We start from the raw sequence: 11,843 nt of genomic DNA, 5'->3' as shown, positions 1-11,843 counted from the left end.
CTCAGATGACCTTACTTCCTTTATATCCTTTGATATTGGGGGCTGAACGGTGAAATAACGGCTTTGGAGTCCGGATAACCCCGGATTTTTAGTACCTAGCTAAAAATAGACGCTATACAGTCCGCCCTATTTTGTGATGGACCCAGAAGACCTTATTTGGTTCAGACTCCCCTTTTCTTGAGGTGATCCGGACTCAGATGACCTTACTTCCTTTATATCCTTTGATATTGGGGGCTGAACGGTGAAATAACGGCTTTGGAGTCCGGATAACCCCGGATTTTTAGTACTTAGCTAAAAATAGACGCTATACAGTCCGCCCTATTTTGTGATGGACCCAGGAGACCTTATTTGGTTCAGACTCCCCTTTTCTTGAGGTGATCCGGACTCAGGTGATCTTACTTCCTTTAAATCCTTTGATATTGGGGGCTGAACGGTGAAATAACGGCTTTGGAGTCCGGATAACCCCGGATTTGTAGTACTTAGCTAAAAATAGAGGCTATACAGTCCGCTCTATTTTATGATGGACCCAGGAGACCTTAACTTCACCATGCCGATTTGGCTATGTGTCACGCGAAGAAAACCAAGAGTCTTTAAAAAGGGCGCTTCACAACCCTTCTTTTGGATCTAATCAATAAGTCATTCTATTTAACCTTTAATACCCTCCGAATAAAATAATAATGCCATCGTATAAAAATAAAAACAATTGTATAAATTACCGCCGAATACCAAAGCTTCCATCCCTTGTAGGATAGGTAGTCTATGCATACTGTGATCCATTCGAAAAAAGTTGAAAAAACAACCCAGCAGATCATGTATCTTAGGTATTTCATGCGATCTTTTGGCATGTAATTTAAAAAGATAATTCCAAAAGAAGGGGGTAACAAAGCCTCAATGGGTAGTTCTAAAAACACCACCTTAGGGCTCTTCCCATAATCAAATAAATCTAAGACAACCCCAAAAAGTACGTCTGTGTATAGTGCAATAGCAGCTAGTGCAAACCACAGGATATAAATTTCTTGTTTAGCTATTCGTTTTGGCATAAACCAAATAATAAGAAGGTTTATAATCAATATCGTATAGGGAAACCAAAATTCATTTTGCACGGCTACTAACCCCATCATTTGAAAGACTTTTTAACCGAAACTTCTTGTGAAACTCGTAAAACAGCCAGAACAAAACCCAATCCGCAATATAGGAATGCCCATAGGTCCACCAAAGATGGTGATCCATATGGTTTGTGATCACGTGAATCCATTCAATAGTAATAGCCAATCCAGTCCAAATAAACCAATAACCAAACATTTTACCCCATGTCTGATTTTCAGGAAGCCATTGAATGAACAGATATACAACAACCATATAGATCCCCCAGTCATCCATGACTTTAAGGATCCAAGGATGTAAACCATTTGAACTATGATATTCCCATAATTTATAGTGCATGGTTAGATTGTCCGTAGTTGACCCCAATAGCCCCGCAAATATAGATACCGGAAAAATCTCTCTCCAACGTTTTTTATCAGCAAGTATATACCATAGAGTCCAGACGATTATAAAACGCCCAATAAAGAACAACATGTCTGTACGTCCTTATTCATTTTTATCTTACTTGGTCAAAACAACAACCGTCGTTAACATTATTGTCCTATTTGATTCATACCCATACGTTTCGACACGTAATCACGGCGTATCCCCCTCCAAAGGATATAAAGCCTATGTAATTGAAATAACCTATTCATTGTTTCGTATGTCACCATGGATTACATCATGCTTATATAAATGCTAATACTTGACTTCGCAATCCCATGAGCAAATCTATAACAATATTACATTCGTACGAAAGCCCTTCACCCTTTCCAATCGGGAAAGTCTTAATTTTCCAACATGGTAATTTCCCCCTGTAAGCGCTATACTTATTTCAATTCCAACTATTAATAAAAATACAAAGGGTGAAAATTCTTGAATATTGCAAAGGAGATATTACTGCAGCACTTTTTTTCCCTTATGCCGTTTGTCATGTTTAACATCTATTATCGAGATAAGATGCGAAATTACGATCGTAAGTTTATCATGATCACCAGCGTACTTTGTCTGTTCCTATCTATGACCTTTGGTACAGGTGTCATTACCGGTTTCTTTTATGATAGTAGATTTGTTATCATGTTTTTCGGGCTCATATTTGGTGGTCTACAGACGGGTTTTCTTCTGCTGTTTGAATTCGTACTTTACCGTTTTTATTTAGGTGGAGAAGGAACATGGCCTTCGATGATTACCATGTCGATCGCGTTTCCTCTGTCCGTTCTTTTATATAATATTTATCAAAAAACCCAGCGGAAATCGCTGGTCATTTTAACGTCAGGTTTTATCATCTCCATCATTCCATTAGCTACGATCTATATACGTAATCCTGTGGACGTTACATCGCATCCTGTGTTTCATACCTTTGCGATCCCTGTTCAAAATGCGATTGGGATTTGGCTTTTAATTGCGTTATTTCAGAGGGCGGTTTCGAATAAGGAATTGTTTATAACCTATGCAAAAAACGAAAAAATGGAAGCGGTCAGTCATGTGGCGGCTTCGCTTGTTCATGAAGTGCGAAATCCGTTAACGGCAGTGAAAGGTTTTTTAACATTGATTCGTGAAAGTCCATTGGAAAGGGAGAAAGTAGAAAGCTATATTGACATATGTTCGGGGGAGATCCAGCGCACAGAAGGCATACTTTCTGAGTACCTTTCCATATCTAAGCCAATTACTGAAAAACGGGAAGTCGTTGATTTATATCATCAATTACAAGCCGTTATCGATGTGATGAGGCCTTACGCGAATATGCACAATGTTCACTTAGATATGGATACAGCAGTCGGCCCAATTCAAATCTTGGCGAATCAGGATAATATAAAACAAGTCCTTGTTAATTTTATTAAAAATGCTATTGAAGCTTGTACAAATGTTTCTAGTGGCGCAGTAACCCTTCGAATGGAAGTTGTTACTCGAAAGGCACTCCTTACAATTAAAGACAATGGAATTGGGATGAGTAAGGAACAAGTCGATCGCTTGGGGTCGATCTATTTCTCGACAAAAACAAAGGGTACTGGCCTAGGACTAACGTTCTCTTATCAAGCCATTCACGAATTAGGCGGTTCAGTATCTGTACGTAGTGTTCCACAGGGCGGGACCCAATTTACCATTACATTCCCTGTGCTAAAAAATGAAAATATTTCAGATCATGCACAAACAATCTAAGCAACACACTCCGGTGCCCTATAGCTTACTTAAAATTTCTTCAAGATGTCTTCTCATCAGCAGTGCTGCCAATTCAGCATCTTGATTTTCGATGGCGTTCAATATGGCCTGATGATAATAGATGGCAATATCTGATCCAACATTAGTATTCATTTGTTTGACGTTATATTGTAAAACACTGTGCATAATATCAGAGATACTTTTAACAATCGGGTTGTTCGTTCCCTTAGCTATGTAATTATGAAAATTGTAATCGTAAAGATAAAATTTCTCTTGATTGTTATAATTTATTTTCATTTGTTCATAGATTTCTTTGAGTTCAGCTACCTTGCTGGGAGTACAATTTTTCATAAACATGATCACATTAGACGGTTCAAAATGAATGCGGAATTCTAATGCTGCTTTAATATCATTTTCATTTAGTGCGAAAATGGGGAGCAAATTTCTAAATAACATGGAGGGTTTCATCTCATTAACAACTGTACCATAGCCTTGCTTTTTAGAAAGGATCCCGAGTGCAACCAATTTTCCCAAAGCATGTCGGACAGAAATTCTGCTCACGTTTAACTCATTGCAGAGTTGGTTTTCTGACATGATCTTCATTTTGGGCTTCCATTCTTTAGAAACGATCTTCTCCATGATATAATCATAAACTTTATCACTAGTACTAAGTTCGTTGGACATAGTTAACACCACTTATCATTTTGGATAGATTTATTATATATTATATTATGTTTCGATAAAAAAACTACCATCCCGCTACAGGAGGGACAGTAGTTTTAGGTAGAAACCATTGATTATTTAATTGGTGAAAAATTAGCGGCAACCATAAGTTTCGATTCTTGATTCTCAAGCATCGGAAAAGCAGTCGGAATAAATTTCTCAAGCCATTCCGGGTCACTATAAAGGGCTTTTCTTTGTTCCGCACGATGGTCTAGGCTTTCCCATTCCCAAATATGGATAATCTGATTGAGTTCACCGATCTCAGTGTACCACCATCCTACTAGTTTCTGATATTTCGTGATAATCGGTAATCCTACTTCTTCGAAATGTTTAAGGTATGCTGGGACATTTCCTACTTTAATCGTATAGGTTCTCATTTCATAATACATGTTCTTCACTCCTATTCTTTTATTTCTCTTGGCTTTTAATTTTGTCTACGATTTCTTTCCCCCAAGCATTTTTCTCGTAGAAATTGTCGTAAATATTGCTTGTGGCTTCGATCATTTGGTTTCTAAAGTTCTCATCTGGAACAGTAATCTTAAGTCCCTTTTCCTCCAAGAACTTCTTATCGTCTTGTTCACTCTTTTCCGATAGTTCCCATTCATATGCCGTTGATTCCGTAATCGCGTCTTGCACGATTTTCTGTTGCTCAGGACTCAGGCTATCCCAAAACTTCTGATTGGCAACAAGCGTATTCGGTAAAAACATATGTCTTGATTCCAGTACATGGCTTTGCACTTCATACCAGGTATTCGCGCGTAGCGTAGAGTAAGGGTTATCCTGTCCATCTACTACTTTCTGTTCGAGCGCAGTAAAGATTTCCGAAATGGGCATGGGGCTGACAACAGCCCCCAGTGATTGGCCTACTGCAATCATCTGCGGTATATTTGGCATTCTTACTTTAAACCCTTCGAAGTCCTCTATCTTTTCTATCGGCTTGTTGCTGGAGAAGACGCGGAATCCATTGACTCCATACCCCATAAACTTAAGACCGGTCTTTTCCTCTAGCTGCGCACCGATATCAGCACCGATTTCCCCGAACAAAATCTCTTTCGCATGATTAAAGTCCTTAAACAAATAAGGCAGGGTAAGGATCCCGATCTTAGGTACCTCCGGTTCCATGATCACGCCAATTTCCGCCATTTCTAGCGTTCCGGCACGAACACTGTCATACATTTGCTCTTCCCCACCTAGTTGGCTGTTTGCGTATACATCAACTTTTAGGGATCCGTTCGAGTTTTTCTCAACCAGTGTCTTAAATTTTTCATTCAACGCAATATTAACAACATGATCAGCCGCATACCAGTGAGCGATTTTAATCGTCTTCGTTCCCTCGCTCTTCTCGTTAGAACCCGTATTCGCTTGTCCAGTTTCTGTATTTGAAGAACAAGCCGTCAAAAAGGTAGACATCGCAAGTGTAAGACTCAGGATACAAAAATTCAATTTTTTCATATTCTATCAATTGCCCCTCTTCTTTTATATTAGGAAAGAACCCCATGGTAAGCATTTTCAATAATCATTTGCACGTCATTTGCTTTCGTTAACCTTGGATTCGCTAAGATGTTTCCACTCTTCATCGCATCTGTAACCATGTGTGGCAAATGATCCAGTGTAACGCCAAGCTCCTTAATTGTTTTCGGAATTCCAAGAGCCTCATTCATTTCTACCACGGCCTCAACCGCCTTCTCAGCAGCTGCCATTGGAGTTAATCCAGATACATCTTTTCCTAATGCCACCGCAATATCTCTCATTTTCTCCGGGCATGCTGGTAGATTAAATTGAAGGACATATGGCAATAAAGTAGCATTTGCGATCCCGTGAGGGATATTGAATACCCCGCCAAAGGTATGGGAGATCGCATGCACATTTCCCAAACGGGACTGGGCGAAAGCTACTCCGGCGATCATCGAGGCAACCAGCATATTCTCCCTGCTTTCGATGTCCGTACCCACAAAATAAGTCTTCAGCAGATTTTCACGGATCATCTTCACGGCATGGATCGCTAATCCCTGACTCATCGGATTGGCACCTTTAGACGTATAGGACTCAATAGCGTGTGTTAACGCATCCATTCCTGTTGCGGCCGTAATCGATGCAGGTAACTCTACCATGAGTAAAGGATCAAGAATGGCTAACTTCGGATAAAGATAGGGACTAATGATCACTGCTTTATAAAGGGTTTCCTTGTTGGTGAAAACCGCTGAAGCGGTTCCTTCACTTCCCGTTCCGGCTGTGGTGGGAATCGCGTAGATTGGGAGCGCAGGTTCGGAAAGTTTGCCTACACCTTCAAAGTCCAGAATATTCCCCTTATTTTTGACTAATGCGGCGATCCCTTTGGCCGTATCGATGCTGCTTCCTCCACCGACACCCAAAACCGCATCACATCCATATTCCTTTGCCACATCTGAACCGCGATGCGCAATTTGAGCACTCGGATTAGGTTCTACTTCATCATAGATGACGTATTGAATCCCATGTTCCTCCAGAGATTTTTCTATCGGCTTCAAAATCCCAGCTTGTAGAAGACCTTTGTCTGTTACGATTAATATGTTTTTGTAGTTATAGGGTTTTAGAATTTCCCCAATTTTTTGTGCAAGTCCCTTCCCAACTTCCATTTGAGTTGGCATAAAAAATCGATTTGGCCAATTTAACACGATATCTCTCCTCTCAAGTAGCAAAAGCGGTCATGCAAGTGGATACAATTCGTCGTCTTTATATTTCCTCCTTCCTCAACTTGTAGTTCAACTAGTAAAATTACTGTTATACTTGTATTACACCTGTTTTGATAAATGCTTGTATTCTGGTTAATATATTAACTTTTTTCTATAATAACACCATTTTAGCATGAAATAAAGCGTATTTTTTAATTATTTATCATTATTTGTCGAAATGTTGTTATACAAGTTATGTTTATGTTGTTTTTATTGTATTACAAGCTGTTTCGGTTTTGGTTTTATTTAAGGAAATTTAAAATGCCGCTGGACCCTTAAAAGGGACCGCGGCATTTTTAAGATTTGTGTGCTGAGGGAGAAGTCGGTTTTCTGACTGGAAGCTGCCTCTTCTCCTGTTCCTGTCACGAATCGGGAGGGTTTCTGACTGGGTACAGCCTTTTCTCCTTGTTCCTGTCGCGAATCGGACCGTTTTCTGACTGGGTACGGCCTCTTCTCCTCGTTCCTGTCGCGAATCGGACCGTTTTCTGACTGGGTACGGCCTCTTCTCCTCGTTCCTGTCGCGAATCGGGTCGTTTTCTGACTGGGTACAGCCTTTTCCTCTTGTTCCTGTCGCAAATCGGGCCGTTTTCTGACTGGGTACAGCCTCTTTTCCTTGTTCCTGTCACGAATCGGGCCATTTTCTGACTGGAGGCTGCCTCTTCTTCTTCTTCCTGTCACGGATCGGCCGCACTCATATCCATATGCGATTTCCCAATTGTGGCCGCCCAGGTCCTGGAAGCCCCATTGGTACATGAAACCGTGATCTGCTGGATCGGTGTATAATTTCCCACCCAAGGATACTGCTTCGTTGACGATTTTATCGACCTTTTCCTGACTTTCGGCTGACAACGCGATGGTCAATTGGGCATACTTGTCGGTGTCAACGACTTCCTTCTTCGTAAAGGATTTAAAATATTCATCCGTAAGCAACATTACAAACATGTTTTCTCCAATCACAAGGCAAGACGCTTTTTCCTCATCTGTGAACTGCATATTGAACTCAAAGCCGAGCCCCGTGAAAAACGCCATGGATTGTTTTACATTCTTAACATGCAAGTTCACAAAAATGTGTTTAGATGTAAATGCCATTTCTATCACCTCAGAATTTCGATTGGTCATTAAAACTCTTCTGTATATCTTTTGAAATTGTCCATAATCGCCTGCCAGCCCGCCTGTTGCATTTCAATAGAATGGGTGCTTTCCGCATCAAAAATTTCAACGACCTTCGTTTCATTTCCTTTATTGATGAAGGTGATATCCACTGTTCTCCCATCACCCATTGTGTATGAAATTTGCTCATGCTGCTTCACCACATCGTATACCCCTCCGAAATCAAAGCCCATGCTGCCGTCTTTCGCTTCCATCCTTGTAAGAAACTTGCCGCCAACCCGCAAATCATTTTCCGCTCTTGGCGAGTGCCATTCCTCTGAAGCCTGATTCCACTTCGTGATGTGTTCCGTTTCAGTCCAATACCTCCATACTTTTTCTACTGGCGCTTGAATGACTGCCTGAACGGTTACTCTCTGTTTTTGATTACTTGTTTCCATTTTGAAGCACCTCACTCGGTTATTGTTTTTTTATCCTCATTTATATAGACGAAAATCGATTGCCATATTCATCGGTCTATTTGTTCAGGAAGTCCCAATCGGGAAAATAATTTTGTGTTAATAAAATTTTGGATGTGAAATATCTTCTTTTCTTTCACGACAATGACGTGAATTCCCCATGGGACCAAGCTGGTTTTTTCGCTGCTCGGCATATATTGCGCAAAAGCAGGGTACCCGCCATTCACCGTAGTCGGCAAAAACCGGGACCCGTCACAATGCCAGCGTGTAAGCGAAAAAAATTGGAATAAATCTTCCTTGCCGCGTACCCACATTGGGAATGGCGGCATAGACATGTGACCTTCTTCATGAAACAAGGCTACCAGTGCATGGATATCATATCGTTCAAAAGCTTCCACATACCGTGAGAGCAATTCTTGATCTGGCTTGACATCCATCAAGCTGTATTCTTCAGAACGGAGTTTCGCCCGATCCATCGTTTCTCTGGCTCTTTGCAAGGCGCTGTTCACTGCTGCGGGCGACATTCCTAACGTTTCTGCAATCTGTTTGGAGGTCCACTCAAATACGTCCTTCAAAATGAGAACTGCACGTTGACGTGGTGGCAGGATTTGCAAGAGTGTAATAAAACAGAGTTGAAGAGTATCTTTACGAATGAGTCTATCCTCCGGATCTTCCGAAAATGCGGGGGCAGGCCAGATCCAGGATGAGTCAGGCAACGTTTCGCTTGGTGCAACAATGGATACCGCGGGGTCAGAAAAGTCAACAGGACGAGTGCGGCGTTTCGCTTGCCTTAGCTTGTCAAGGCATATATTTGAAGCAATCCGATATACCCATGTTTTATAAGAGGACTCCTGTCTGAATGAGTTCCAACTTTGCCAAACACGAATAAAGGCTTCCTGAACGGCATCGTCTGCGTCATCGATCGATCCTAGCATTCTATAACAGAACGATGTTAACTCCGGCTTTAAGCTGTCAAATAACTGAAGTTCTTCTGCATGCTCCCGTGCTGTTTTGTTCATTTGGACCTCCTCCTGAGACTCTTTTTCAGGCTTCCAAGTAGACAAGTCTTGCCATTATGTACTCTCCCTTACGATTAGTTCAAGACGAACTAGTGGAGTATACCCGGGGGATCTATGTCTTTTGCTGTTAATATGCCATGTAAAGTGTCGGCTGCAATAAAGCAATTTGTTCCTCTTTTGTATCAAGGGAAATATATCAAGTAAAATAAAAACATTTTCATAAGCATAGTATACTCAATATTGAATTTTGTAAATCTATTGATTTCGTAGAAGAGTGGACAAGTCCGCGACCCTATTCAATAAAGTGACAAAAGACCAACCAGATTAGGTTGGTCTTTTGGAATATCCCAATAAGCCAAATTCCCGAAATCGATCCTACCCTCGGTCGTTCCCTGTTCAACTTCACCATTGACTAAACTATGGATTCACGACCTCAAAACCCAAGCGTATAGCAGGAATGGCACTCCCGGGATGATCATTCTCATACGTCAACTGTGGGGCCAGATAGATGTCAGGCTTCTGTTGTTTTCCACGGTAAATCCCAGGGTAAAAGTCAATGAGATGGTAACCCGGTTCACCGGAAGCGATGAGATTGACGATCACCGTCCCTGCACTATTAAACCCACAAACGTATCCAACATAACCATTATCATAGGTGAGATTATACGTGTTATCGTATTCAGTCCACCCCACCCCTTTGATTTCAATTTGAATAGGTGTTCCTGCGGGACCAGACATGGGTTAAACTTTTACAATGGACGGAGTAATACTTAAGTAGGTTTGTCCGTATATCTTTTCATTCACTTTTAAATCGATTCGGTGCGGGATCCCGCCCAAATCATCCGGAACAGGAAAGGTTTTCGTAAAGGAACCTTGTTGATCCGTTTCCATTGTAAATAGACCAGCTTGTTCTTCTCCAAAGCCATTTCCGGAAACGCGGCTACCTCTCATGGTATTCCAGATGACGTCCACTTTTTGATTTTTAGGTAAACCATTGGCTTTCATCGTCACCATTTCCCCAACAGTCCCCGCATCTTTGTTTAAGCTCACAGTGACTCCAGGCTCATTTTTGAGTTCAGGCATCACCACTCCACCATTCGCAGCGGTCGGGAGATCCTCTACGTAATGTGTTTTATCGATTTTTTCATTGGTGACTTCAAAGGTAAAGGAAGGGACAGGCAAATAGGAGGTGGGGGCTTGTTCATGATTGATGTAAGCCATCCCTAGATATCCGTGCCATATGGTTAACGTATGCTTTCCAACTGGGCCTGCGGCGCGAATTTTGGCTACGGCTTTGCCATCGGTTGTAATCGCTGTGAAAAGCCCTGTGAACTTATTGTCGTAAGTTAGCTGCCAATTCCTTTCCATATCTGCATAACCAATTCCATCTGCGGTAATCGTAATTTCGGTGCCAATCGGTCCGGAAGATGGTGTCATTTCAAATGTTGGATTGACATGAACGTTCGCTTGGGTCATGAGTTGATCAGCTTGCTTCACATAAATGGTATGGTTTCCCCCAAAACCGCTTGGGATCGCAAAATCTCCTGCCAGCTGTCCATTGGCATCACTTGTCCCACTTGTCAAAGGAACAACTTTGTCCTTAAAGGAAACGCCCGTAAATTCATACAATCCATTCAGGTCATAGTTTCCCTCCACCGTTTTCCATTCTAGGTTTGTCTCAGTATGGGGTTGAAGCCCTTTAATCGAGAAATGAACAGGAGTCCCTACTACTCCCTTCGTCGTAGAAAGCGTCATTTCACCTGGGAAGACAGATATCGTGGCATTTTCCGTCTCTTCGGCATTGGCTGTTGCCCCAGTAAATAGAAGTGTAAAGGCGAGGAGGATATAAAAATAGTAATCTTTTTTCATTTTGGACATGTTTCTTCTCCTTTTAATAGAATGAGGAGCGTGTTTGCTCCTCATCCTGCTTCCCATTTATTTTTTAACTTCCTCATCTACGAGGGTAAATTTATTGTTGTCAGGGACCCAGACATCCAGAACATGACCCTTTTCATTGTTTTTTACCTTGAATTGATATTCGTACTCACCTGTTGGAAGGTTTAAAACGTTAGCGCCGGGATGTGCACCTTCTACATTAAAATAGAGAGTAGACACCCAGAAAGGTTTGTTTGTATTCGGGTCGATATCCTTCCCTTCGGGGTCCATATGATATTCAAAAGGTAATTCTAAAATTTTATTACCGCCACTGCTGATTTCTACAGAAATCGTGAGTTTATCATTTAGAGCAAGCGCCTTCTCCCTGGTATCTAGTTGGGTAATGCCCGCAGTAAAGACAATGTGTTCATCCTTGATTTTTTTGTTAAACACATGAACATCCGGGAGACACCCAGCAGCCCCCGAAATAATCCCATCCTCTGGATGGTGAAGAATGGGCGGAGGAGCTTCCATCGATTTATACGGAACGCTAGTCCCCCCGCTTTCTAATGTCAACTGATTAAATTCAATCTTGGTTTCTCCAGGTGTATTAGTAGGGGAACTAAAACCCATTAACGGGATGGTCATGATCCCTGCCAGCAAAGAATGAAGCAACCACTTTTTTTGCATCATCTTCCTCCTTGAGC

The 11,843-nt window shown here is 41.5% G+C and carries 12 protein-coding genes and 1 pseudogene; 1 reads left to right on the top strand and 12 read right to left on the bottom strand.

The window, feature by feature from the left end:
• Window positions 1-641: 641 nt before the first annotated feature.
• Together J2Z37_RS26205 and J2Z37_RS23800 are read right to left on the bottom strand one after the other, a co-directional pair.
• A complete protein-coding gene (locus J2Z37_RS26205; RefSeq protein ID WP_425340350.1) occupies window positions 642-1,040 on the bottom strand; it encodes a CBO0543 family protein in 399 nt (132 codons plus the stop codon).
• Window positions 1,041-1,092: 52 nt separating this feature from the next.
• Entirely contained in the window at window positions 1,093-1,578 is a 486-nt protein-coding gene (locus J2Z37_RS23800; protein WP_209812833.1) for a CBO0543 family protein, read from the bottom strand.
• Between the two features lie 381 nt (window positions 1,579-1,959).
• Between J2Z37_RS23800 and J2Z37_RS23795 the strand changes: the two genes are divergently transcribed.
• Window positions 1,960-3,243, top strand: a complete 1,284-nt coding sequence (locus J2Z37_RS23795) for a sensor histidine kinase (RefSeq protein WP_209812832.1) — start codon at window positions 1,960-1,962, stop codon at window positions 3,241-3,243.
• An 18-nt stretch (window positions 3,244-3,261) separates the two neighbouring features.
• On the opposite strand, the gene J2Z37_RS23790 is transcribed toward J2Z37_RS23795, so the two are convergent.
• From J2Z37_RS23790 to J2Z37_RS23745, 10 genes and pseudogenes are all read right to left on the bottom strand, one after another.
• Window positions 3,262-3,927, bottom strand: a complete 666-nt coding sequence (locus J2Z37_RS23790; RefSeq protein ID WP_209812831.1) for a FadR/GntR family transcriptional regulator — start codon at window positions 3,925-3,927, stop codon at window positions 3,262-3,264.
• 113 nt (window positions 3,928-4,040) lie between these two features.
• Window positions 4,041-4,355: an NIPSNAP family protein gene (locus tag J2Z37_RS23785; protein ID WP_209812830.1), complete on the bottom strand. Its 315-nt coding sequence runs from the start codon at window positions 4,353-4,355 to the stop codon at window positions 4,041-4,043.
• A gap of 19 nt (window positions 4,356-4,374) precedes the next feature.
• Window positions 4,375-5,418, bottom strand: coding sequence for a TRAP transporter substrate-binding protein (locus J2Z37_RS23780; protein ID WP_209812829.1), 1,044 nt, complete (start codon window positions 5,416-5,418; stop codon window positions 4,375-4,377).
• Window positions 5,419-5,447: 29 nt separating this feature from the next.
• A complete protein-coding gene (locus tag J2Z37_RS23775; protein WP_342453879.1) occupies window positions 5,448-6,620 on the bottom strand; it encodes an iron-containing alcohol dehydrogenase in 1,173 nt (390 codons plus the stop codon).
• A 756-nt stretch (window positions 6,621-7,376) separates the two neighbouring features.
• Window positions 7,377-7,766 (bottom strand): annotated as a pseudogene (locus tag J2Z37_RS23770) (VOC family protein); the annotation flags it as partial.
• Between the two features lie 29 nt (window positions 7,767-7,795).
• The gene (locus J2Z37_RS23765; RefSeq protein ID WP_209812828.1) at window positions 7,796-8,224 is read right to left on the bottom strand and encodes an SRPBCC family protein; all 429 of its coding nucleotides are present in this window, start codon (window positions 8,222-8,224) and stop codon (window positions 7,796-7,798) included.
• 68 nt (window positions 8,225-8,292) lie between these two features.
• Window positions 8,293-9,306: a sigma-70 family RNA polymerase sigma factor gene (locus J2Z37_RS23760; RefSeq protein WP_280922262.1), complete on the bottom strand. Its 1,014-nt coding sequence runs from the start codon at window positions 9,304-9,306 to the stop codon at window positions 8,293-8,295.
• Between the two features lie 372 nt (window positions 9,307-9,678).
• A complete protein-coding gene (locus J2Z37_RS23755; protein ID WP_209812826.1) occupies window positions 9,679-9,999 on the bottom strand; it encodes a hypothetical protein in 321 nt (106 codons plus the stop codon).
• 3 nt (window positions 10,000-10,002) lie between these two features.
• Window positions 10,003-11,139, bottom strand: coding sequence for a hypothetical protein (locus J2Z37_RS23750; RefSeq protein ID WP_209812825.1), 1,137 nt, complete (start codon window positions 11,137-11,139; stop codon window positions 10,003-10,005).
• A gap of 57 nt (window positions 11,140-11,196) precedes the next feature.
• Window positions 11,197-11,826 carry a hypothetical protein gene (locus J2Z37_RS23745; protein ID WP_209812824.1) on the bottom strand — a complete coding sequence of 210 codons (630 nt, stop codon included), beginning with the start codon at window positions 11,824-11,826 and terminating at the stop codon, window positions 11,197-11,199.
• Between the last annotated feature and the right edge of the window lie 17 nt (window positions 11,827-11,843).

The sequence above is a fragment of the Ammoniphilus resinae genome, assembly GCF_017873965.1.
GTDB classification, from domain to species: domain Bacteria; phylum Bacillota; class Bacilli; order Aneurinibacillales; family RAOX-1; genus Ammoniphilus_A; species Ammoniphilus_A resinae.
This window is presented reverse-complemented; position numbering and strand designations above follow the sequence as displayed.